The organism is Staphylococcus microti (assembly GCF_000934465.1).
GTDB lineage: Bacteria > Bacillota > Bacilli > Staphylococcales > Staphylococcaceae > Staphylococcus > Staphylococcus microti.
On sequence record NZ_JXWY01000042.1, the window covers coordinates 20,947 to 45,992 of the forward strand.

The 25,046-nt window shown below is 39.0% G+C and carries 22 protein-coding genes; 6 read left to right on the plus strand and 16 right to left on the minus strand.

Annotated features, from left to right (window positions below; translation table 11 throughout):
- Positions 1-109: 109 nt before the first annotated feature.
- The 4 genes from TP70_RS07165 to gatC all read right to left on the minus strand — a co-directional run bounded on the left by TP70_RS07165 (position 110) and on the right by gatC (position 4,498).
- Positions 110-1,045, minus strand: a complete 936-nt coding sequence (locus TP70_RS07165) for a diacylglycerol kinase (RefSeq protein WP_044360625.1) — start codon at positions 1,043-1,045, stop codon at positions 110-112.
- Positions 1,046-1,290: 245 nt separating this feature from the next.
- Positions 1,291-2,718 (minus strand): Asp-tRNA(Asn)/Glu-tRNA(Gln) amidotransferase subunit GatB, encoded by a 1,428-nt coding sequence (gatB, locus tag TP70_RS07170; protein ID WP_044360626.1) that lies wholly within the window; start codon positions 2,716-2,718, stop codon positions 1,291-1,293.
- A 14-nt stretch (positions 2,719-2,732) separates the two neighbouring features.
- Positions 2,733-4,193, minus strand: a complete 1,461-nt coding sequence (gatA, locus tag TP70_RS07175) for an Asp-tRNA(Asn)/Glu-tRNA(Gln) amidotransferase subunit GatA (protein WP_044360628.1) — start codon at positions 4,191-4,193, stop codon at positions 2,733-2,735.
- Between the two features lie 2 nt (positions 4,194-4,195).
- Positions 4,196-4,498 carry an Asp-tRNA(Asn)/Glu-tRNA(Gln) amidotransferase subunit GatC gene (gene gatC, locus TP70_RS07180; RefSeq protein ID WP_044360629.1) on the minus strand — a complete coding sequence of 101 codons (303 nt, stop codon included), beginning with the start codon at positions 4,496-4,498 and terminating at the stop codon, positions 4,196-4,198.
- 451 nt (positions 4,499-4,949) lie between these two features.
- Here gatC and putP point away from each other — a divergent pair, with 451 nt between their 5' ends.
- On the plus strand, positions 4,950-6,497 hold the full coding sequence (putP, locus tag TP70_RS07185; RefSeq protein ID WP_044360631.1) for a sodium/proline symporter PutP: 1,548 nt from the start codon (positions 4,950-4,952) through the stop codon (positions 6,495-6,497).
- 751 nt (positions 6,498-7,248) lie between these two features.
- Here putP and TP70_RS07190 read toward each other — a convergent pair.
- From TP70_RS07190 to TP70_RS07210, 5 genes are all read right to left on the minus strand, one after another.
- Entirely contained in the window at positions 7,249-8,457 is a 1,209-nt protein-coding gene (locus tag TP70_RS07190) for a CamS family sex pheromone protein (protein ID WP_044360632.1), read from the minus strand.
- An 11-nt stretch (positions 8,458-8,468) separates the two neighbouring features.
- Positions 8,469-10,475 carry an NAD-dependent DNA ligase LigA gene (gene ligA, locus TP70_RS07195; RefSeq protein WP_044360633.1) on the minus strand — a complete coding sequence of 669 codons (2,007 nt, stop codon included), beginning with the start codon at positions 10,473-10,475 and terminating at the stop codon, positions 8,469-8,471.
- Between the two features lie 3 nt (positions 10,476-10,478).
- Positions 10,479-12,677 (minus strand): DNA helicase PcrA, encoded by a 2,199-nt coding sequence (gene pcrA, locus TP70_RS07200; protein ID WP_044360634.1) that lies wholly within the window; start codon positions 12,675-12,677, stop codon positions 10,479-10,481.
- Positions 12,677-13,366: a heptaprenylglyceryl phosphate synthase gene (gene pcrB, locus TP70_RS07205; protein WP_044360635.1), complete on the minus strand. Its 690-nt coding sequence runs from the start codon at positions 13,364-13,366 to the stop codon at positions 12,677-12,679. The genes pcrA and pcrB overlap by 1 nt, the downstream gene beginning before the upstream one ends.
- A 240-nt stretch (positions 13,367-13,606) precedes the next feature.
- Positions 13,607-14,296 (minus strand): M15 family metallopeptidase, encoded by a 690-nt coding sequence (locus TP70_RS07210; protein WP_044360636.1) that lies wholly within the window; start codon positions 14,294-14,296, stop codon positions 13,607-13,609.
- Between the two features lie 271 nt (positions 14,297-14,567).
- Between TP70_RS07210 and TP70_RS12715 the strand changes: the two genes are divergently transcribed.
- Positions 14,568-14,684 (plus strand): putative holin-like toxin, encoded by a 117-nt coding sequence (locus TP70_RS12715; protein WP_240626963.1) that lies wholly within the window; start codon positions 14,568-14,570, stop codon positions 14,682-14,684.
- 233 nt (positions 14,685-14,917) lie between these two features.
- Here the strand turns inward: TP70_RS12715 and TP70_RS07215 are convergent, their stop codons facing one another.
- The 6 genes from TP70_RS07215 to TP70_RS07235 all read right to left on the minus strand — a co-directional run bounded on the left by TP70_RS07215 (position 14,918) and on the right by TP70_RS07235 (position 19,926).
- A complete protein-coding gene (locus TP70_RS07215; protein WP_044360637.1) occupies positions 14,918-15,220 on the minus strand; it encodes a YerC/YecD family TrpR-related protein in 303 nt (100 codons plus the stop codon).
- A 78-nt stretch (positions 15,221-15,298) separates the two neighbouring features.
- Positions 15,299-16,594 carry an adenylosuccinate lyase gene (gene purB / locus TP70_RS07220; protein ID WP_044360638.1) on the minus strand — a complete coding sequence of 432 codons (1,296 nt, stop codon included), beginning with the start codon at positions 16,592-16,594 and terminating at the stop codon, positions 15,299-15,301.
- A 244-nt stretch (positions 16,595-16,838) separates the two neighbouring features.
- On the minus strand, positions 16,839-17,015 hold the full coding sequence (locus TP70_RS11995) for an NETI motif-containing protein (protein WP_084207670.1): 177 nt from the start codon (positions 17,013-17,015) through the stop codon (positions 16,839-16,841).
- Positions 17,005-17,574: a DUF2179 domain-containing protein gene (locus TP70_RS07225; RefSeq protein WP_044360639.1), complete on the minus strand. Its 570-nt coding sequence runs from the start codon at positions 17,572-17,574 to the stop codon at positions 17,005-17,007. Before TP70_RS07225 ends, TP70_RS11995 begins: the two co-directional genes overlap by 11 nt.
- A gap of 65 nt (positions 17,575-17,639) precedes the next feature.
- The gene (gene nadE / locus TP70_RS07230; RefSeq protein ID WP_044360640.1) at positions 17,640-18,464 is read right to left on the minus strand and encodes an ammonia-dependent NAD(+) synthetase; all 825 of its coding nucleotides are present in this window, start codon (positions 18,462-18,464) and stop codon (positions 17,640-17,642) included.
- Positions 18,457-19,926, minus strand: coding sequence for a nicotinate phosphoribosyltransferase (locus tag TP70_RS07235; RefSeq protein ID WP_044360641.1), 1,470 nt, complete (start codon positions 19,924-19,926; stop codon positions 18,457-18,459). Before TP70_RS07235 ends, nadE begins: the two co-directional genes overlap by 8 nt.
- A 404-nt stretch (positions 19,927-20,330) precedes the next feature.
- Between TP70_RS07235 and TP70_RS07240 the strand changes: the two genes are divergently transcribed.
- Both TP70_RS07240 and TP70_RS07245 read left to right on the plus strand, forming a co-directional pair.
- Positions 20,331-21,401 (plus strand): nitric oxide synthase oxygenase, encoded by a 1,071-nt coding sequence (locus tag TP70_RS07240; protein ID WP_044360642.1) that lies wholly within the window; start codon positions 20,331-20,333, stop codon positions 21,399-21,401.
- Between the two features lie 46 nt (positions 21,402-21,447).
- The gene (locus tag TP70_RS07245) at positions 21,448-22,251 is read left to right on the plus strand and encodes a prephenate dehydratase (protein ID WP_044360716.1); all 804 of its coding nucleotides are present in this window, start codon (positions 21,448-21,450) and stop codon (positions 22,249-22,251) included.
- A gap of 51 nt (positions 22,252-22,302) precedes the next feature.
- On the opposite strand, the gene TP70_RS07250 is transcribed toward TP70_RS07245, so the two are convergent.
- On the minus strand, positions 22,303-23,400 hold the full coding sequence (locus TP70_RS07250) for a glycosyl hydrolase family 28-related protein (protein WP_044360643.1): 1,098 nt from the start codon (positions 23,398-23,400) through the stop codon (positions 22,303-22,305).
- 89 nt (positions 23,401-23,489) lie between these two features.
- Here TP70_RS07250 and TP70_RS07255 point away from each other — a divergent pair, with 89 nt between their 5' ends.
- Entirely contained in the window at positions 23,490-24,041 is a 552-nt protein-coding gene (locus TP70_RS07255) for a cysteine hydrolase family protein (protein ID WP_044360644.1), read from the plus strand.
- 56 nt (positions 24,042-24,097) lie between these two features.
- Positions 24,098-25,024, plus strand: coding sequence for a manganese-dependent inorganic pyrophosphatase (locus TP70_RS07260; RefSeq protein WP_044360645.1), 927 nt, complete (start codon positions 24,098-24,100; stop codon positions 25,022-25,024).
- Positions 25,025-25,046 lie beyond the last annotated feature (22 nt).

Consider the following 25,046-nt stretch of genomic DNA (forward strand, 5'->3'; position numbering starts at 1 on the left):
AGCATTCTCACTCTTTCTTGTTTCTTTTCTTTATTTTACTTTGTACGATAAAAGAGAGACGATGAAACCCGCTTGCTTCTCCTTAGATTTCAATGTCTCTCTATTTTTATCAATCTGTTGCAGTTGTTGGTTCGTCAATTAATAATTCATTATCCGTATCTGCCGGTGAAAATACTTCAATATGACGTACTAAGTTTAAAAAGTTCGCTGGTAGTTGTCCGCCATACTCCCCGTCAACGTTCAGCGGCATATCAGAAAATGATGAAATGTTCACGGATTGTGCTTTAATATAATGTACTTTCGGGTGACCGATATGTTCTCCACGTGATGCCAGTGTCATAATATGGCCTAACTCCGCTAAATTTGCTTTTTCAACGATAAGTAATGTAAACATCCCATCATCTAACTTGGCGTCTGGCACAAGCTTTTCAAAACCTGCCATAGAGTTCGTCAAGCCAAGTAAAAATAACGTAATCTCACCTTCAAAAACGTTGCCGTCATATTCAATGCGCACATCTACTGGATGCATTTGTGGCAACATCTCAAAGCCTTTAATATAATACGCAAATGGTCCTACAATTGTCTTCAATTTGCTCGGCGCCTCATAAGATACTTCTGTAATCTTACCGCCACCTGCTAAGTTAATAAAATAGCGACTGTTCATCTTCCCAATATCGACTTGAACTGTCTTCCCTTTTAAAATAACATCTACCGCTTCAAAAATATCTGTTGGCAAATGTAACGCACGTCCAAAGTCGTTGACCGTTCCCATAGGTATCAATCCAAGTTTCGGTCGATTCGGTTTTTCCGCTATACCGTTAATCGCTTCGTTGAGCGTACCATCTCCACCTGCGACTACAAGTAAATCGTACTGTTCATTGATTGCACGTGCAGCTTCTTCTGTCGCATCGCCAACCTTCTGTGTTGCGTATGTACTTGTCTCATAGCCAGCTTGTTCAAATTTTACTAAGACATCCGGCAAGGCTCTCTTGAATAGTTCTTTGCCTGATGTTGGATTGTAGATAATCCTTGCACGTTTTCTCATTCGTATCCCTCGATTACTTTGATATACTCACAATTTATATTATAGCAATCTTAAGTGTAATGAAAGTCAAAAACATTAAAAAATAAAAGTTTCAAACCGATGTTGTGCGAAAAGTGCCTTGCCTTTTATATAGAAAGAAATTAATTTTATTTGTCCGATTGTAATGGCTGTCGTTCTATATTCCAACCTACAACAAAACAGCCACGTCATCTTTCAACAGTGGCTGCTTGTTTATACGTTCATATTTATTGTTTGTCTAATTCTTGTTTCAATAATTTATTCGCTAATTGTGGGTTTGCTTGACCTTTAGATAACTTCATAATTTGACCAACTAAGAAGCCCATTGCTTTCCCTTTACCGTTTTTGTAATCTTCAACAGATTGTGGGTTGTTAGCAATCGCGTCTTGAACAAATTGTAAGACTGCACCTTCATCAGAAATTTGAACAAGGCCTTTATCTTTCATAATTTGTTGTGCATCGCCACCATTTTGTGCAAGTTCTGGGAAGACTTTCTTAGCGATTTTACTGCTCATTGTACCGTCTTCAATTAACTTAATCATACCTGCTAAGTTTTGTGGTGTTAAACCAGTGTCTTGAAGTTCAATTTGGTTTTTGTTCAAGTACTCGTTTACGCCACCCATTAACCAGTTTGATGTTAACTTAACGTCCGCACCTTCAGCAACCGCTGCTTCAAAGAAATCGGACATTTCTTTCGTTAATGTTAAAACGTGTGCATCGTATGCTGGTAAGCCGAATTGTTCAACGTATTTCGCTTTACGTACATCTGGTAATTCTGGGATAGACGCTTTAACACGTGCTTTCCATTCTTCATCAATGTACAACGGTACGATGTCTGGTTCTGGGAAGTAACGATAGTCATCAGACGCTTCTTTAACACGCATTAAAATTGTTTTACCTGTTGATTCATCAAAACGACGTGTTTCTTGAAGAATTTCGCCACCGTTTAATAATTCTTCTTCTTGGCGTTTAACTTCATATTCAAGTCCTTTACGTACGTTGTTGAATGAGTTTAAGTTTTTCAACTCGGCTTTCGTACCGAATTCTTTTTGACCGACTGGACGGATTGAAACGTTGGCATCACAACGTAATGAACCTTCTTCCATCTTACAGTCAGAAACGCCTGTATATTGAATAATTGATTTTAATTTTTCTAAATAAGCATACGCTTCTTCAGGTGAGCGAATGTCTGGTTCTGATACGATTTCAACAAGTGGTGTCCCTTGACGGTTTAAGTCAACAAGAGAATAACCGTTTTTATGTGTTGATTTACCCGCATCTTCTTCCATATGAAGACGTGTAATACCAATACGTTTCGTTTCACCATTCACTTCAATGTCGATATAACCGTGTTCACCGATTGGTTGATCTAATTGTGAAATTTGGTATGCTTTCGGATTGTCTGGGTAGAAGTAGTTTTTACGGTCAAACTTCGACTCCGTTGCAATCTCCATATTTAACGCCATCGCTGCACGCATTGACCAATCTACCGCACGCTTATTCACTGTCGGTAAAACACCTGGGTATGCAAGGTCGATAACGCTTGTGTTCGTGTTTGGCTCTGCACCGTATGCAACAGGTGCATTAGAAAACATCTTTGAGTCTGTTTTCAATTCAACGTGGACTTCGAGCCCGATTACTGTTTCAAAATGCATTTGCTTGCCACTCCTTATAAGTTTTGATATTGGTCGTGTAGATTAAATTGCGTTTCAAATTGATGCGCAACACGATACAATGTTTTTTCGTCAAATGGTTTACCGATTAATTGTAAGCCAATTGGGCGACCATTTTCTGCTAAGCCGCATGGTACTGAAATACCTGGAAGACCTGCTAAGTTAACAGGTGTTGTTAATAAGTCGTTGGCATACATTGTTAACGGATCATTGATTTCAGCGCCAAGATCAAATGCAACTGTAGGTGTTGTAGGTCCTAAAATCACATCATAATCTTTAAAGACGTTTTCAAAGTCGTTTTTAATTAATGTACGTACTTTTTGTGCTTTTTTGTAATATGCATCGTAGTAACCAGAGCTTAATACATATGTACCAAGGAAAATACGGCGTTTTACTTCTTCACCGAAACCTTCGCTACGAGACATTTTGTATAGTTCTTCCAATGTATTCGCATCTTTTGAATGGTAGCCATAACGAATACCGTCAAAGCGTGCTAAGTTAGAAGACGCTTCCGCTGACGCGATAACGTAGTAAGATGGAATACCTGAAGATGTACGTGGTAAGCTTACTTCTTCAACCGTCGCACCTAAAGATTTGAATGTTTCAGCTGCTTTTAATACCGCTTCTTTCACTTCACTATCGATACCTTCACCGATGTATTCTTTCGGTAACGCAATTTTCATCCCTTTAATATCTTTACCAATGTCTGCTGTAAAGTCTTGTGCGACATCTGGTGCACTTGTAGAGTCCATTGCATCTTCGCCAGCAATTGCTTCTAATACAATCGCATTATCTTTAACATTGCGTGTAATTGGTCCGATTTGGTCTAATGATGATGCGAATGCAACAAGACCATAACGTGATACACGACCGTATGTTGGTTTTAAGCCGACAACACCACAATAAGCGGCTGGTTGACGGATTGAACCACCTGTATCTGTACCAAGTGTGAATGGTACAAGACCTGCTGCAACAGCTGCTGCTGAACCACCTGATGAGCCACCTGGTACTGCTGCATGGTCAAATGGGTTTACAGTCTTTTTGAAGTAAGATGTTTCAGTTGAACCACCCATTGCAAATTCGTCTAAGTTCACTTTACCAATTAACACACCGTTTTCACTGTGAAGCTTTTTCATAACAGTGGCGTCATAAATTGGTACGAACCCTTCTAACATTTTACTTGCACATGTTGTTTCTAACCCTTCAGTAATGATGTTATCTTTGATCCCCATTGGAATACCGAATAACTTTCCGTCCATTTCGCCTTTCGCTTGAAGTTCATCAAGTTCAGCTGCTTTTTTAAGTGCATTTTCTTTATCCAAAGCTAAAAATGATTGAATTGTTGGATCAGTTTCTTCAATCGCTGCATAGATGTCTCGCACAATCTCTGAAGGCTTGATTTTTTGATCCTTAATCATTTGTTGTAAGTTTTCAATTGATTCATAACGGATGCTCATCTTTATGCGTCCTCCTCATTCATAACCGCAGGCACTTTAAATTGACCTGCTTCTACTTCTTTTGCATTCACTAATGCTTTATCTTGTGGTAATCCTGGTACTGCAACGTCTTCACGTAAGACATTTTGTAAATCTAACACGTGGTTTGTTGGATTAACATCTTCTGTGTTTACTGAATCAATTTGATGGCAAAAATCTAAAATACCTGCTAATGTTTCTTGCATCGCATTTGACTCTTCTTCAGTCACATTCAATCGCGCAAGATTAGCGATATGTTCGACTTGTTCATGTGTAATTTCAGCCATTTGAATATAGCCTCCTTAAAAATACTCTTTTATCTCCAAATTGTATCAAACTTTACGCTAAAAATCTAAATAATTTAATAGAAGTCTTGATTAAGTGCACCGTTTAAACGCACACAATACTATATTATACTTAAAAAGCTATCCGTTTCTGGCGACAGTCTTATTTGATAAAGTTAGAATCTATGGGCAATATCACTTGCCACATTTTGTCATTCTTCGTTTGATAGGCACCACTGTTAATACTTTAGTCAGTCACGCACCTTTATAAAAACACATGTTTTCAACCGCTTCAAAATCCATTTACAAGATTGATTCCCGACTATAACGCTCTTTATTCGATTCACAAATTAGACACATTTGTCAATTACTTCCTATAAATAAGAACTTTCCTTATCTTTTCATTACTGTATAATATGTTTATGCCACTAAAAAACTAAAGGGGGACTTATTTATGTTTTTAATAGGCGAAACATTATCTAGCCAAGTCAATCTCAACTGGCAAACATACATCATGATTGCACTTTATTTTATTATTTTGTTAGGGATTGGATACTATGGCTACAAACAAGCAACAAGTAATTTAAGTGAGTACATGCTTGGCGGCCGTGACATCGGTCCATGGGTTACAGCCTTATCTGCCGGTGCATCGGATATGAGTGGTTGGATGATTATGGGATTACCTGGTGAAGTCTATTCAACAGGATTATCCGCAGTTTGGATCTCAATCGGACTTACACTCGGTGCATATATTAACTACCTTGTTGTCGCACCAAGATTACGTGTACATACTGAACTTGCTGGTGATGCGATTACGTTACCAGACTTTTTTAACAATCGTCTTGCTGATAAATCAAACATTATCAAGATTATTTCAGGTTCAATTATCGTTATTTTCTTTACATTGTATACGCACGCTGGTTTTGTATCAGGTGGTAAACTTTTCGATAGTGCTTTCGGATTAGACTATCGCTTTGGACTTGTACTCGTTGCGGTTATCGTTATTTTATACACATTCTTTGGTGGTTATTTAGCCGTGTCGATTACAGACTTTTTCCAAGGTGTTATCATGTTGATTGCGATGGTAATGGTACCGATCGTTGTATTATTAAAACTTAACGGTCTAGATACGTTCCATACAATCGCAGAATTAAAACCAACAAATCTTGACTTATTCCGTGGGACAACAGTGATTGGGATTATTTCGTTCTTCGCATGGGGACTTGGTTACTTCGGTCAACCACACATTCTTGTGCGTTTCATGTCTATCAGATCAATTAAACTGTTCCCATTCACACGACGTATCGGGATTTCATGGATGGCAGTCGGCTTACTCGGTGCCGTGATGGTTGGACTTTTAGGTATCGCATTCGTACCAGCACAAGGTGTTGAATTGAAAGACCCAGAAACGCTATTCATTTTAATGGGTCAAGTGTTATTCCATCCGCTTGTTGGTGGATTCTTATTAGCAGCGATTTTAGCCGCAATTATGAGCACGATTTCTTCTCAATTACTTGTTACATCAAGTTCTTTAACAGAAGACTTCTACAAACTCATTCGTGGTAAAAAAGCAAATGCCGCTGCACACGAAAAAGAATTCGTTTTAGTCGGCCGTTTATCAGTTATCTTAGTTGCAGTCGTTGCCATCGCCATTGCATGGTCACCAAACGATACGATTTTAAACCTTGTAGGTAATGCATGGGCAGGTTTCGGTGCATCATTCGGTCCGCTTGTCATCTTGTCACTTTACTGGAAAGGTTTATCAAGAAATGGTGCCATTGCCGGTATGGTTGCAGGTGCATTAACGGTTATTTTATGGATTGTATTTGCACATCCACTTGGCGAAACATATGAATTCTTTACATTGTATGAAATTGTACCAGGCTTTATCGCAAGCTTAGTCGTAACAATTATCGTATCAAAATTCACGAAAAAACCAGGCGACTTTGTTGAACGTGATCTTAACGAAGTGAAACGTCAATTACGTGAAGTTAAGCATTAGAATTAGGCATGAAAATTGAATCACATTAAGGGGTATCGGACGTTACGTAGTATTACGTAGCGTTCGATTTTTTATCAAGAAGACAGTCTTTATTTTGGCAAACAAAAACACCTACATGTTTATGTAAGTGTCTAACGTTTAATATTCTATGGTGGCTCTCAGTCATAGGTTACTGCCATCTCACAGCAATCTATTTGCTTTGCTCGTCTGTGCATGCGATAAGTTAAGCAAATATATCATTTTTTAACATAAAATGACTGACTAATACTTTGTGACTTTTTATTTTCCAAACCAAAGTCACGCATCGCATCCCATTTTTCTAATTCACCATTTGAATTTCGAATGAATAGTCCCTTATGTCCATTTGCATCTGGAGGATTTACTTCTATACCAACTGCTTTAGCGACTTATTTTATTTTGTTCATATCAGACATAAGTCGTTCACCTCATTCAATAACCTTCAATTTATTATACATAATGCAACGTGTGTCATGTACACAAATCTGTTTTACAGTCCTTTCATTTATATTTTTATGTATAACTAGTAAATAATAGAACTTATTTGTTGCCATAGATTCGTCCAATGCGTATATATACAAGAATAGCAATGAGTATCCTACTCATCTGAGCGGACTCATCTGCGCAAAATGTCCTTTGTTTACATCCAATTGTAAATAAGGGGCATTTTTGTATAAACCATAAAACCCTAGCTATCAACGACAATTACGTCATTGCTAGCTAGGGTTTCATTTTAATATTTATAAATATGGACTTTTGGTTCTGAATCTTCTTTTGTTTTTGTAATTAACGCGCGTGGTTCACTACCATCTTTAATATGAATCTCATATGATGGCACGTCGTTAAAATCTTTTTCTGCGAGTTGTGTAACATATTGTGTAATCCCGATGAGCTCGGCTTTACCGTAGTAATCAATCGGTAGGTCGACAACGAGATGATCGACTTTTTTATCAACAAATTTCGCTTTGCCGACTGCTTGTGTAAAGTTGTTGAAGTATGATTGTAAGCTGCTATTAAAATCTTGGAAGTTTGAATTCAAATGATCATCTAAGTCTGCTGCTTCACTTGATGGCAATAACACAGTTTGTGCATTCACTTTCTTCCATTCATTCAATTTTGCACCGTTTTTATCAGATACGGCATAGCTGACGAAATGCCCCGGTATAATGTCTTCTTCACTCGATTGAATATAAATGGCAAACGTAATTGGAATGTCTCTCAATTGGTTGTTTTCACGTAAACGCGACAACATTTCTTCAGCCATTTCTTGACCTTTTTGTTTAACCATTTTCGTATCGAGTTCTTCACTAAACGTCTCGCCATACTGTTCTTTTTGATAGTAATACACGCTATTCATCGCAAGACCAATCGTCATACCTTGAATTTCTTCGCCTTTTGTATCACTCGTACTATAAAAGTCTTGCTCTAAAATATTCGACAATAAAGCAGGCGAATTTTTTGCGATTTTCTCAGGATCTTCTTCGCCATTTACAGATGGGTTCAATCCTAAGTTCTCACTTGCATTTAATTTTTCTTTCTCTTCGTCACTCATTTTGTCGATTTCTTTTTTCGTATATTTCGGTTTGAGATACGCACGAATTGTATCTTTATTTAAAAATTGACCGTCTTGATACAAATATTTATCAGTTGGAAATACTTCTTGGCTAATGTTCAATAAACCATCTTCAAAGTCTTCCCCGTTGTAACCATTCGCCATTTCTTCTTGAATCAAACCACGTGCTTGACTCTCTTTGAAAGGTAAAATTGTACGATAATTCTCACCTTGTACGTTTTGATCGGTTGCCATGTCTTTTACTTTTGTTTGTTTTTTCGATGTATTTTGTTCGCCGTCTTGTTTTCGTTGTGGCTGTTCATCATCTGTTGGTGCACAGGCTGTTAATACAAGACTAAGCCCTAACATCATCGCAATTGTTCGTTTCATTGCCTGCCCCCTCACGCTTCACGCATAGCGTTTTGCTTATCAATAAAAGTTTGTTCATCCCATACTTCTGTGCCTAAAGACTCTGCTTTCGTCAATTTCGATCCAGCATCTGTCCCGGCTATCACAAGGTCTGTGGACTTTGTGACACTGCTTGTAACTTTTGCACCTTGTAACTTTAACCATTGTGCTGCTTCCGAACGGGTCATTTGTTGTAACTTCCCTGTTAACACAATGGTCTTTCCACTGAATTCAGGGTGTCCTTCAATTTGTGAAAATTTCTGTCCAGTATATGTCATATTGACACCGCGTGCTTCCAATTTTTCAATTAATGCACGTATATCTTCGTTTGCCATATACGTCACAAATGACTGTGCCAGTTTTTCGCCAACATCATGAATTTCAACGAGTTCTTCTTCTGTAACGGTCAACAGTCGTGTCATTGTTTCATATTTTTCTGCTAGTACATGACTCGCTTTGACACCAAGATGACGAATGCCGAGACCAAATAGCAAGTGTTCTAAAGACTGTTGCTTCGCCGCTTCAATCGCAGCCAGTAAATTATCCGCTTTTTTCTCGCCCATGCGTTCTAATGGCAATAAATCCTCTTTTTTAAGATAGAAAATATCTGCCACATCTCGAATCAATTCATGATGATACAGCTGTTCGATAATTTTCGTACCTAGTCCGTCGATATTCATCGCTTGACGTGAAACAAAGTGAATAAGCCCTTCCACTAGCTGTGCTTGACATTTCGGGTTAATACAACGCAACGCCACTTCGCCTTCAATACGTACAAGTTCATGTCCACAACTTGGACAATGTGTTGGCATATGGTATGTTTCTGCTCCGTCAGGACGACGATCCAACACGACACGTACGACTTCTGGAATAATATCGCCTGCTTTTTTCACAACAACACTATCGCCAATACGAATATCTTTTTCATGAATTAAATCTTCATTATGTAGCGATGCACGTGATACCATTGTACCTGCAACACGTACCGGTTCTAAAACAGCTGTCGGTGTCACAACGCCGGTTCTACCAATGCTTAATTCGATGTCTAATAATGTTGAAACGACTTCTTCCGCTGGGAACTTATATGCGATGGCCCAGCGTGGCGACTTTTGTGTAAAGCCCATTTCTTCTTGATGTTCAATCGCATTTACTTTAATAACGATGCCATCAATATCGTATGGCAATGATGCACGATGTTCCGTCCAATGTTTAATATAGTCCAATACATCATCAATTGACGCCACTTCTCGACGCTCTTGATTCGTTTTAAAACCAAGTTGGTCTAACTCAGCTAATGCTTCACTTTGAGATGTCGCATCTAATTCAGTAAAGTCATTAATGCTATACAAAAAGACGTCTAGCTTACGTTCAGCCGCTAATTTGGAATCAAGCTGTCGCAACGAACCTGCCGCCGCATTACGAGGGTTCGCAAATGGCTGTTCATCATTCTGTGCTTTGATTTCATTGAGCTGTAAAAATGATTTACGTGGCATATACGCTTCGCCACGCACTTCAAATGAAATCGGACGTTCTAGCTTTAAAGGAATCGCATAAATCGTTTTTAAATTTTCGGTAATGTCCTCGCCAGTTGTCCCATCGCCACGTGTTAAACCTTGAACAAATACACCATCGACATATTTCAATGACACTGCCAGTCCATCAATTTTCAACTCACACATATACGATACGTCGCCAACCGCTTCACGTACACGCTGATCAAAACGACGTAAATCTTCTTCGTTAAATGCGTTACCTAAACTTAACATCGGTGTATCATGACGCACTTTATTGAATGACGCTTGTGCTTGCCCACCGATTCGGACAGTCGGTGAGTCAGATGACTTTAACTCTGGATGTGCTTCTTCAATTTGAATCAGTTCCGCCAACAATTTATCATATTCCGCGTCTGGTACGCTCGGATTGTCTTGAACATGATATTCATAATTATATTGGTGCAACAATTGATGTAATGTTGTCACTCTTTCTTTGAGTTCTGCCATCTGTTACTCCTCCTTCTTTTGCAACGGGGCAAACTGTGCAATTAATCGCTTAGGTCCTTCCGACTTGAAAATAATATCAAGTTCTACCGTTTCTCCTTTGACATTAACGTTAGACACCATGCCTTCTCCCCATGATTTGTGAATCACTTTATCGCCAATTTTCCAATCTGTTGTCGTAGTGGCTGCTCCCACTTTCGTACCTGTCGTACGCTGACTGAAGCCACGTTTCTTCGTTGATGCAGGTCGCTTGTTCGGCGTAATTGGTGTGCGTGGTTTCGGCGTTTCTAACAAATCAGTCGGAATTTCATCTAAAAAGCGTGAACGTTTATTGGCTTGCGGTTTACCGAATAACATACGAGATGTCGCATGTGTCAAATACAGTACTTCTTCAGCACGTGTAATCGCTACATAACAAATGCGTCGTTCTTCTTCCATTTCGTGATCATCGCCACTTTTAATCGCACGAATATGTGGGAACAATGTTTCTTCCATACCGATAATGAACACGACTGGGAATTCTAACCCTTTTGCCGAGTGCATCGTCATCAATGTTACCCCTTCATCAAAGTTGGCTTCATCGACATCCGCAACGAGTGATAAATCCGTTAAAAAGTTGATTAATGACTGTTCCTCTAAAGGCGTATCTTCTTCATAATCTTTCGGCACTGACATAAACTCATCCAAGTTTTCTAATCGACTACGAGATTCCAACGTATCTTCATTTTCGAGTGTACGACGGTATCCTGATTTTTCAAGTACTTCATCGACAATTTCTGTAATTTCTAGAAATTCTTGTTCCTTCATCAAGTTCGTCATCAACATATAAAAATTTGCAGCTTCTTGTGTCACTTTTTTCGATAAACCGATAAAGTCTACTTCTGCCAAAGCATCAAACATACTGATGTCATGATTGTTCGCATAATCTTTAATTTTTTGTACTGATGATGGACCGATCCCACGTTTTGGTACGTTAATTATACGTTCTAAACTGATGTCATCCGCACTATTAGCAATCAAACGTAAATAACTTAGCAAGTCCTTAATCTCTTTACGATCGTAGAACTTCATCCCCCCGACCATCACGTATGGAATGTTCGACTTCATCAACGTTTCCTCTAGCACACGTGACTGTGCATTTGTACGATAAAGAACCGCCATATCTTTCAACGACTTACCTTGTTTTTGATGTTTTAAAATTTCTCTTACAACGTACTGTGTTTCGTCACGTTCACTCGTTGCTTCATAGTAGTGAATGCGTTCACCTTCTGAATTCGATGTCCATAAGCCCTTAGGTTTACGTTCAGTATTATGACGAATCACTTCATTCGCAGCGGTTAAAATCGTTTTAGTGGAACGATAATTTTGTTCTAAATAAATGGTTTTCGCTGTTGGATAGTCTTCTTCAAATGATAAGATATTTTGAATATCCGCACCACGCCAACCATAAATAGATTGGTCAGAGTCACCAACAACACATAAGTTTTTAAACTTTTTCGCAATCATATTGACTAATGTATATTGCGCTTTATTCGTATCTTGGTACTCATCAACGTGAATATATTGAAATTTATTTTGATAATAGTCCAACACATCAGGTACACGTTCAAATAGTTTAATCGTTGTCATAATCAAGTCATCAAAATCAAGTGCTTGGTTACGAACAAGCTGTTTTTGATAGCCTTCATAAACTTTCGCAACCATGATTGCTTTAAAATCATGTGCGGCTTCCATCGCATCTTTCGGTGTTTTCAATTCATTTTTCAAATTACTAATTTCAGCCATAAAAAAACGTGGTTCATATTTTTTAGGATCGATATTTTCACGCTTTAGCACATCTTTGATTACCGATTTTTGATCAGTTGGATCAATGATTGTGAAGTTGCGTTCAATCCCAATACGGTCAATATCACGGCGTAAAATACGCACACACATGGAGTGGAATGTCGACATCCAAATTACTTCTGCCGCTTCTCCAACAAGTGTTTGCACACGTTCTTTCATTTCTTTTGCTGCTTTATTCGTAAAAGTAATCGCCAAAATATTGTAAGGAGATACTTCTTTTTCATCTAATAAATACGCAATACGATGCGTTAACACACGCGTTTTCCCAGAGCCTGCACCTGCCATAATTAAAAGCGGACCTTCCGTTGTACGCACCGCTTCACTCTGTTCGGTATTCATATTTTTTAAGAGGGGATTCATTATGTTCTCTCCTTTATTTTAGTCGTTTTGAGCGCTTCTTTAACACTGTCATAAATCACATTGCCTACAATGATCGTATCCGCAAGTTGCGCCATCTCTTGCGCGCGTACGAGCGAATCAATGCCACCACCATAAAACAATTGCGTTTCCGTCAAACAATCACGTGCGGCTTGTACCATTTCCGGTGTCCCATATGTACCGCTGTATTCCAAGTACAAGACCGGTAAATGATAGACGTCATTCGCCATTTGGGCATACGCTTCAATATCTTCTCTATCTAAATCAGTTGTTGCACGTGTCAACTTTGCCACTTTGCTGTCACCATTCGCAACAACGTATCCTTCAAAAATCAATTCTTCAAAGTTGATCATATGACCATATTGTTTTAATGCTTGATGTAACAAACCATTGTGGAACGTCACATCTGTACTATTTAATACAGTTGGTACAAAATAAAAATCAAACCCTGGCATAATACTCTCAAGATTTGAAATTTCCAGCACTAACGGTAACGGGTAACGGCGTACACGACTCATCAACTGAATCACGTTATCTTCAGTCACATTGTCTGTTCCACCAATCATAATTGCATCTGTGTTAGACATGCATAATGCTTCTAAATCTTGATCAGAAATTGTTTTAGCTGGGTCTAATTTAAATATATGACGCCATTGTTTAATATCGTACATCACGCACTGCTCCTTTAAAATTTCGTACATCATATTATAGCATTTTTGTGATGTATGTGGGAATGAGACAAGAGGCTCATTTTTAATAAAAAGGGGGACATCCCCCTATTAAGATTGTGATTAAAACCCGACCGATTAAGCAAATTGTTTTAGTGTATGTTTTGCTACAAATAAAAAGCAGGACAACATGTTAATGTCATCCTACTTATATCAAAATCGCTTTATCCTTACTGCAATGATTTACTTGCCATAATCAAAGTATTCTTCTAATGTGATACCTTGCTCATGAATCTTCTCTGCTAAATCTTTGCCGACATATCTTAAGTGCCACGGCTCATATTGATAGCCTGTAATAGCTTCTTTCCCTTCTAAGTAGCGTATAATAAAGCCGTATTCATGGGCATGTTGTTGTACCCATTGCCCTTCTTTCGTATTTTCAAATGATGTTTTAAAGTCATCCGATGCATTGACCGACCCAACATCAAATGCTAAACCTGTTTGGTGTTCCGAATAGCCGGGTTTCGCACTATACTTATTCGCCGCTGCTTCGCCATCTCTCGCAACGTAACTGTTATATAATTGTACTTGCGTGTCATATGAACGATAACCACTTCGATAAACAAGTTGCACGCCTTGTTCGTTGGCATCTTGAATCATGCGATCTAATTGTGCCCTTGCTTCCGCATTTTCACCCGGTGCATAATCTTTCGGTAAGTTCACTTTTTTATTGGCAATGACATGCCCATCGACATACGTCACACCGTCTTTTTGTGTTACTTTATGTTGGTCTTTCCCTTTATCCGTATGTTTCTTTTTGTCTGCCTCATTCACTTCATCCTCATTCCCAGATACTGTTTTTTCATCTTGTTGTGTGCCACAAGCTGATAACACAAGTGCAGACATCCCAACTGCTAATAATAACTTTTTCATCATTTTCGCTCCCATTCAAACACTCTATACATCATTATTATAGTATATGAATGTATTATTTCTATAAAATATTAATAAGGCTAGTAAAATTCTCTACTTACGATTTGTACTTTCGAATTTTGATTAAAAAATAAACATAATACACTTTTAAACTAGTTTCAAAAAGAGATAGAATGATATTGAGCAAGTTAAGTGGATGGTGGCTATCCGAGTATGAGGAGGTGGTGCCTATGAATGGCATAACTGAAATCTTTAGAAAGGAGATGCCCCTATGGTACCTATTGCAGTTGTACTGATCCTCATGATAAGTTTCGGCTCATTTGTCGTTTCTTTGTTAGGGTTGGTAGTAGCAATTGTAAAATTGGCCGTAAAAAATAACCGCCACTAACTTTGACAAGATTGGCAGTTATTTTTATAAATTAATAACAGTTTAGTCACCGTCTTTTTAACGGGCTCGTTTGGGGTATGTTCGCGCATACCCCTTTTATATTTTTAATGTAACATAACCTATTCTTTTAAGCAATAATGTTTCATCGGTGAAAACTTTATAGTTTGCGCATACTCACAAAAAATAACAGCAAACATACCATTATAGATATCTTCACTGTTATAATCGTACGTCTATTTTTTTGTTTCGATATTCATTCGTTCTAAAATCATCGTATAGGCGTCATTTCCCCATTGTAACGAACGTTTTACGCGCGAAATCGTTGCTGTCGATGCGCCCGATTCTTGTTCAATCGTCGCATATGTATAACCTTGCTTAATCATTTTCGCAACTTGTAAACGTTGAGATAACGACTGAATCTCGTTGACTGTGCATAAATCATCAAAAAATTGATAACACTCTTCACGCGTTTCTAGAGTTAGGATCGCGTCAAACAGTTCATCTAATGCTTTTCCACGTAGTTTCTCAATTTGCATGCAAACAACCCCTATATTTTGGAATGGGGTTGAGGCAAGTCATAATCGTGTTTGCCCCAACCTCAAAGTGTAGTTGTCCTATTCTAGACCTACTCTTTTAAATATTGTATCAACTTGGTTAAGGTGATGTCTAGGGTCAAAGCACATATCTAAGTCTTCTTTTGAAAGTTTATCTGTAATTTTTGAATCCGCTTCCACTAATTCTCTAAACGGCGTCTTCGTTTGCCATGATGTCATCGCTTTCGGTTGCACCGTATCATAAGCTTCTTCACGTACCATACCTTTGTCGATTAAAGCGAGTAACACACGTTGTGAATAAATTAAACCAAATGTCTTATTCATATTTTCTGTCATGTTTTCTTCATACACTGTTAAACGATCAACAATGTTTGTAAAACGGTTCAATGCGTAATCAAGTGCGATTGTCACATCTGGCAACATAATGCGCTCTGCAGATGAATGTGAAATATCACGTTCATGCCATAACGCTACATTTTCATACGCTGTTGTAATGTAGCCACGAATCACACGTGCAATGCCTGTGATGTTTTCAGAACCGATTGGGTTACGTTTGTGCGGCATTGCAGATGATCCTTTTTGACCTTTTGCAAATGCTTCTTCTACTTCACGCGTTTCCGTTTTTTGTAGGTTGCGGATTTCGACTGCAAATTTTTCAAGAGATGTCGCAATCAAGCTCAATGTTGCAATATAATATGCGTGACGATCACGTTGCAATGTTTGTGTTGAAATAGGTGCAGCACCGATGCCTAAATGTTTACATACATATGCTTCAATCTCTGGTGGGATGTTTGCGAATGTACCAACAGCACCACTCATTTTACCGACTTCAATTTCTTCACGCACACGTTTAAAACGTTCCATATTTCGTTGCATTTCAGCGTACCATAATGCCATTTTCACACCGAATGTTGTTGGTTCAGCATGCACACCGTGTGTACGCCCCATCATTAATGTTGTTTTATATTTTTTCGCTTTTGCTGCTAATACGTCAATAAAACGTGCTAAGTCTTTTTCGATAATGTCGTTCGCTTGTTTAATTTGATAGCTCAATGCAGTGTCAACAACGTCTGTTGATGTTAAACCGTAATGTACCCATTTACGTTCTTCGCCTAGTGTTTCAGAAACTTGTCTTGTAAATGCTACAACATCGTGACGTGTTTCTTGCTCGATTTCTTTTGCACGTTCAACATCTACACGTGCGTGTTCACGAATCTTTTTAACATCTTCTTTCGGAATGTATCCGAGTTCACTCCATGCTTCACTCGCTAAAATTTCTACTTCTAACCAAGCTTCGTAGCGGTTTTGGTCTGTCCAAATACTTGACATTTCTTCTCTTGAATAACGTTCAATCATTCGTCAAAAACTCCTATCTTAAATGTTAGTTTTATTATAGCAAACCTACAACATGTATCCATTCTCTATTCAATCAAATTTATCGTTCGGAATCAAGCGTCTAACTATAATTTTTAATAATCAACCATGCAAAACCTTTTATATAAAACGAATATTAAAACAACAAAATTACCTAAAGTTCGTTTTTAGACCATATTAAAAGCCAAGGCATATACACATACCTCAGCTTATTGTGAATGGCGTATCACAGTTCTAGTTTCTTTCCTGTAAAGACAATCTCTTGTCTCAACACTTCGACACTACCATCTTTATTCTCTTTAAATACAGGCTTTTCATAGCGTTTAACCGGCATATAGCCTGCTTCTCTCATACGGGCTAAACAATCTTGAATCGTTTCATCCACTTCTACTCTAAATTTCATCTGTATCATACGCCTTTACTTTTTTACTTCGCACACCTTTGACCCAGAAGCCACCGTGAATGGTACGTGGTTCATAAGCAATGACAAAAGCTTTCGGATCCAACTGCTTAATCGTATCCATCAATTTCAGTTCAAAACGACGTGGTGTCAAGATTTGCATAACGAGACGTTCCCCATCTCGTCCGTGTGCGCCAAAATGTGTCACGCCGTAACCTAAGTCACGCAACTGACGGGGCAAGTCCATATCCAAGTTGACCGTTGTTACATTGACGACGGAATAACCGAGCGCTAATTTCTCTTCAATTTTCATACCAACAATAATCCCTACAGAAAAACCGAGTGCATATGCAATAATATTTTGAATCTGATCTAAACTCGACATGACGAGCCCTAACCCGATTACGTATACAAGTACTTCTACAAAGCTGACGATCGCGGCAACATAGCGATAACCTTTCAATGTTAAAATGACACGCATCGTCAGTGCTGTGACATACGCAACATTAATTAGAAATATCGCAATTAACATGAGCCACGGGTTTTCATTTATGATACTCATACGTACCCTCTCCCTCAGTAAAATCTAGCTTATTTTACCAAGTGGTTACACATTTGTCATTAACATTATTGCTTCGGCCAAGTAAAACGTGTGTACGCTAACTCTCGCTTATGTGCATTTCTTACAAAATGGCGTTCAATCACTGCTGCGTCTTCAGGTGTTACAGTTTTACCTTCAAGATAATCATCAATTGCATCGTACGTTACGCCGAGTGCAACTTCATCGGGTAATTGTGGTTTGTCATCTTCTAAATCAGCAGTCGGTGCTTTCTCATATAAATGTGCAGGGGCACCTAAATATTGTAACAGTTGGCGTCCTTGACGTTTGTTTAAGCCAAATAACGGTGCGATGTCAGCTGCGCCATCGCCGTGTTTTGTGAAAAAGCCAGTAATATTCTCAGCAGAATGATCTGTCCCAACGACAATCCCACTCGTGTTTGCTGCAATCGCATATTGGACTTTCATACGTTCGCGTGCTTTTTCATTTCCTTTTTGGAAGTCTGTCAATATGATGCCTGCGTCTTCAAGTGCTTTAACACTTTGATCTACAGCAGGTTGAATGTTCACAGTAACAATGCGATCTGGTTCAATAAATGCTAATGCATCTTCTACATCATCTGCATCACGCTGCACGCCATATGGTAGTTTAACTGCAATAAATGTATAGGGTTGTTCGGCCGTTTCGTTCAGTTCATTGACCGCAAGTTGTACGAGTTTCCCTGCCAATGTCGAATCTTGACCGCCTGAAATACCTAAGACGAGCGTGCGGACAAACAAATGCGCTTTGACGTATTGTTTAATGAACGTTTTAATCGTTTCAATCGTTTCCGCACTGTCAATTGTCGGCTGGACTTTCATATCATTAACGATCATTGCTTGCATGTTATTCATATGAATCCTCCATCTCTTTAACCTTCTCTGCAACTTCAAAAATACGTTTTTGTTTGTTTTCCCAACATGCTGCACTAAGGTCGACTGGATATTCTTCAGGGTTTAAATAACGCTTGTTTTCATCCCATAACAAGTTCAAGTTCTCCGCCAAGTATGCTTTCGCTTCTTGTTCAGACGGACAATCATAGACACGTTTACCCTCTACAAAAATATCATGATGTAAGTCTACCGCTTCAAAATGTTTAATAAACTTAGTTTTATACGTGTGAATAGGGTGGAACATTTTCAGTGGTGATTCGTCCATCGGGTTTTCATGTTCTAATGTAATATAGTCCCCTTCAGATTTGTTAGTCTTCGTGTTGATGATACGATACACACGTTTCATGCTCGGTGTTGTTACTTTTTCGGCATTATTTGATAGCTTAATGCGATCTACATATTCGCCATCCGCATTTTCAACGGCAACCATTTTATACACCGCACCGAGTGCTGGTTGTTGATAGGCTGTAATCAATTTCGTGCCAACGCCCCAAACATCTACTGCAGCCCCTTGCCCTTTAAGACTTGAAATTGTCGCTTCATCTAGGTCATTGGATGCGATGATTTTCGCATCTGGGAAACCAGCTGCATCAAGCATTTTACGTGCTTCTTTTGAAAGATAGGCAATATCTCCGGAATCCAGACGAATGCCGATAAAGTTAATTTTATCGCCGAGTTCTTTTGCGACACGAATGGCATTCGGTACGCCGGATTTTAATGTGTGGAAAGTATCCACTAAAAAGACACAGTTTTTATGGCGTTCCGCATATTTTTTGAACGCCTCGTATTCATCGCCGTATGTTTGGACGAAAGCATGCGCATGCGTACCTGAAACAGGAATGTCAAATAACTTCCCAGCACGCACGTTGCTCGTTGAGTCAAATCCGCCGATAATCGCTGCACGCGCGCCCCATACTGCAGCATCCATTTCATGTGCACGACGTGTTCCAAACTCCATCAATGTATCGTTCGGTGCAACTTGTTTAATCAAGCTTGCTTTCGTTGCGATTAATGTTTGGAAGTTAATAATATTTAATAGTGCCGTTTCAATAAGTTGTGCTTGAATGAGCGGTGCTTCCACACGTAATAACGGTTCATTATTAAAACATAACTCGCCTTCTTGCATCGAGCGAATGTTACCTGTAAAACGCAAGCCTTTCAAATAAGTTAAAAAGTCATCTTGATACCCAATAGATTTTAGATAGTCAATATCGCTTTGTGTAAAGTGACAATTCTTGACAAAGTCAATCACTCTGCGCAAGCCATTGAATACCGCATAGCCACTTCCAAACGGCATCTTTCTAAAATATAAATCAAACACGGCTTTACGCTCGTGAATGCCATCAAACCAATACGACTCTGCCATGTTAATTTGGTATAAATCGTTGTGTAGCATCAAGCTATCATCATCAAACTGATACATTATATTATTCCCTCTATTCACCATTTATTGATTTTAATTATAATTACCACAATCATATCATAGATACGCGTCAATCGTGCAATGAAACAGCGTTTGTATCTGTTATTTTCGGCGATGATATGACGGACGTTCAACATCATAATTAAGGCGATGTATTTAGCGTAAAAATTTAAAGGTGGCACATCGTAATAAGAGGATTAATTAAGCAACGATATGTAGTTTTCTATCTATCAAGCCATTACGATGAAAGAACTTATGCAATCGCTACTCCTCCCATACAAACATCGCTTTATCGTTCTTTTTTATTTATCTTCTTCCCCTACTTCCAACAAAATGATGACATTCCCCCTTATCACTATCCATGCGGGTCAATGTTTCACTATAATAATAATGAGGTGGGGAAAATGTTACAAAAAGCACGCACATTTATTACAGATATGTATAAAGAATTGAACCTATCAGACGATGCTTGTTCCGAACGTATCGCAAGCATTGAACAAGAAATTAAAGCGACAGGGACTTATCGCCATACAGCCGAAGAATTGACGTACGGCGCACAAGTCGCATGGCGGCAGTCCAATCGCTGTATCGGGCGTTTATTTTGGGATAAGCTCATCGTTAGAGACGCACGTGACGTTCGCGATGAAACAACGTTTATTGAAACGATTCACGAACATATCACATTGGCAACGAATGGCGGACGTATCAAACCGTGCATTACGATTTTTGCGCAAGCGGACGAAGCAGGCCCACAAATTTTCAACAATCAACTCATTCGTTATGCAGGGTATGAAGAAAAAGGCGATCCGGGCGAACGAGACATTACAAAGCTAGCGGAACATTTAGGTTGGCGTGGTGCCGGAACAGATTTTGATGTATTACCGTTAATTTATCAACTTCCGGGCGAACCGATGAAGTATCACACGTATCCGGAATCGCTCATTATGGAAGTACCTATTCAACATAACCGATTTCCTAAAGTAGCGGATCTTGGCTTAAAATGGTATGCCGTCCCAATTATTTCAAGTATGGACTTAAAAATTGGTGGCATTACCTATCCAACTGTGCCATTCAATGGTTGGTATATGGTAAACGAAATTGCGGTGCGAAACTTTACGGATCGTTATCGTTACAATTTATTAGAAACATTTGCGGAGGCGATGGACTTTGAAACATTACGCAATAGTTCTTTTAATAAAGACCGTGTTATGGTCGAAATTAACGACGCCGTTTATCAATCTTATCGACAAGCAGGCGTTTCAATGGTCGATCATCTAACCGCTGCGAAACAATTTGAACAGTTTGAACAAAATGAACACGCACAAGGGCGTACAGTGACCGGCAAGTGGTCGTGGCTTGCACCACCGCTATCGCCAACGTTAACAGCAAACTATCATCACGGTTATAACAATGAAATGCGTGAACCAAACTTTTTTTATAAAGAAAAGACAACTTCTGGCTGTCCTTTCCACTAACTTCATGTACAATAGATGCAAGTTAACATGAAAGTGAGTGATCATGATGAAACTATATTATCTTGGGCCACAAGGGACGTTCTCATACCTTGCAGCCCAACAATATTGTGGTACAGATAAGACAACAACGCTTGTTGCGAAAACACAACTGTATGAAGTAATGACCGCATTGTTAGACGATCCGCAAAGCCAGGCGATTGTTCCAATTGAAAATGCAATCGAAGGTACGATTAATATCGTGGCAGATACTTTAGTCGAACAACCATTTACAGTTGTAGATGAAGTGTTACTTGATATTTCTTTCGGTCTGTACGGTAAACCCGGTCAACAACTGCGTGACATTACAAAAGTGTTCTCGATTGGTCCAGCAATTAGTCAAACACAAAAGTTTATTCATCAACATCACTTCGCTTATGATTACACGACGAGTACAATTGCTGCGTTAGATCATATTGATGACACAACGGCCGCAATTATTCCGCTTGGTAGTGGCGAGATGTATGGCTACACACCGCTCGCAACACATATTGAAGATTTTACACATAATCAAACGCGCTTTCTTGTATTACAACATGCCGATACAGTCACACAACCGAGTGGCGATACGTGCCTGCTCGTGATTACGCCACAGCGTGATCAACCCGGACTATTGGCGAGTATTTTAAATACTTTCGCTTTGTTCAATGTCAACTTGTCTTGGATTGAATCGCGTCCACTTAAAACACAACTCGGCATGTACCGCTTCTTCGTTCAAGCGGATTGCCCAAACGAACAAGACTTGAACAAAATTGTAACTATTTTAGAAACATTAGATTTTGATATTCAATCACTTGGTCGTTTCAATAAATAACCACACATAACGAAGCCCCTACAACACATGCGTGCTGAAGGGGTCTTTTGCTTATATATATGACCAATTTAAAACGTGCTTTTCACGTCGTTCCGGCATATTGTCATTCTTATGAAGTGTTAAACCGTTAATCGCAGTAAGAGAAATAGGTGCACATTCCCCTTTAAATGTGTTTTCTAATATCGCTACTTGCTTATGCGGCGCTTCTCGGTGACTTCGCAAATGCAACGTATCTTTTGGCCCAACGTCTACAAATGTATTTTGTAATACACAAAAATCTTCGCCACCTTGTTTCACTTGCATTGTGCCATCTAGTGTCCACGCATTTTTCCCTTGATACACACCTAAATAACGAATGCCACCTGCACACTGATGGAACATATTGTCATAAATTAATGTCGTTTTGCCTTTTAACGGCGTTAACGCATAATCTTGCATGCCGTCGAAAACATTATGTTGAATAACAACTGTATCGTAATATCGGTCGACACGACTCGCATGTGAACCGATTGCACGATTCCATGCTTGCATGTGCCCTTCATGCGAATTGCCAAAGTAACAATGCTCAATCACAACATGTTGTGTAATCGTTCCGTCATTACGACCAAACTTTGGAAACGCCCCTTTCACAAATAAATCGAGCTGAATCGCTTCTGAAAACGACCGATCGCCATTCACATCATAAAAACCGAGAAATTCACAGCCATGAATATGGACTCCATCAAGTCCACATGCATCAATACCGTGACCGCCGACAACATTTTTAATCGTTACACCGCACACTTCCACTTCGCGTGCATGCCCGAGACACATGGCAGTGTTATTGTATGGATAGGCGTTCCCATTCATATCAAACGTCCCACCGTAAATACGAATATCGCCATGACCGTCATAACGATGATAACGTCTTAAACTCGAACCATTTTTCAACAACGCATCACGACCTGTCCGCAATAACGTTGCATCCTTATCTAATATAAGTGTCGTTCCTGCATATATTTTTAACGCTTTGACAATATGATACGTCCCTGCCGGAATATAAACAGTCACCGGACCTCGCAACGCTTGGTTCAAGGCACGTTGTATACCAATCGTATCACGCCATTTATGACGACCTTTTGCACCAAAATCTAAAACATTTAATACCAATTGTGTGGACGCCTCCTACTTAAAAGTTATACTATACATAATAATAGCTTCTTTGTGATATATACCCAAATTTTTAGGAGGTACACCACATGACCCAACGTGCTTTGTTAATTGTAGATTACTCGTATGACTTTATTGCTGAAGATGGTCAGTTGACGTGTGGCGAAGCAGGCCAACGTATTGAGCCCTTTATCGTTCAACGTATTCAAGACTATATTGCACAAGGTAATCAGATTTTCTTTTTAATGGATTTACATTTTGAAAATGACCCCTATCATCCGGAAACAAAGCGATTCCCACCACATAATATTGTGGGCACAGATGGCCGTGAATTGTACGGTAAAGTGAAAGCACTGTATGATAACATCAAGTCAGCAGACAATGTGCATTTTATTGATAAACGCCGTTATGATGCGTTTTATGGTACACCGCTCGATACACTCTTAAGAGAACGTAAAATTGATACCGTTGAACTTGTCGGCGTCTGTACAGACATCTGTATTTTGCATACGGCAGTCAGCGCTTATAACCTTGGCTATGACTTGATCATTCCACGTGATGGTGTCGCATCATTTAACCAAGCAGGACATGATTGGGCGTTAACACACTTTAAAGATACTTTGGGCGCAGAGGTAGAATAAACTAGTGTCCGCATGCTAAAATATGAGTGAGAAATGTATATAAGGAGATTAAAACTATGACAACGTATATTTTTGGTCATCAAAACCCAGATACTGATGCCATTTCATCAGCAATTATTATGGCAGACTTTGAACAACAAAATGGCAATGCAGACGCAAAAGCTTACCGTTTAGGCGATGTAAGCCCTGAAACACAATATGCACTCGACTATTTCAAAGTAGCAGCACCAGAATTATTAACAGACGATTTAACAGATCAAGCTGTTATTTTAGTCGACCACAACGAATTCCAACAAAGTGCTGAAACAATCGACAAGGCTGTAATCAAACACGTTATCGATCACCACCGTATCGCTAACTTTGAAACAGCAGGTCCTTTATACTACCGTGCAGAACCTGTTGGCTGTACAGCAACAATTCTTTACAAAATGTACAAAGAAGAAAACTTTGAAATCCGTCCAGAAATCGCTGGTCTTATGATTTCAGCAATTATTTCTGACAGCTTATTATTCAAATCACCAACATGTACATCACAAGACGTGAACGCCGCAAAATCATTAGCGGACATCGCGGGTGTAGACCTTGATACGTATGGTCTTGAAATGTTAAAAGCAGGTGCTTCAACAGCTGACAAATCTGAAGAAGCATTGTTAGATGCAGACGCAAAATCATTTAGCATGGGCGACTACACAGTACGTATCGGTCAAGTAAACACAGTTGATATTGACGAAGTATTCGCTCGTCAAGAAGCACTTGAAAACGCAATGAACAAAGCAAGCGCTGAAAATGGCTACGATATTTTTGTATTAGCAGTAACTGACATTATTAACAGTGATTCTAAAATCTTAGTTGTTGGTGCTGAAAAAGACAGTGTTGCTGAAGCATTCGACACAACACTTGATAACAACACAGCATTTTTACCAGGTGTTGTATCACGTAAAAAACAAATCGTACCACAAATTACAACAGCTTTAACGAAATAATTAAACATAAAGGTTGTGAATG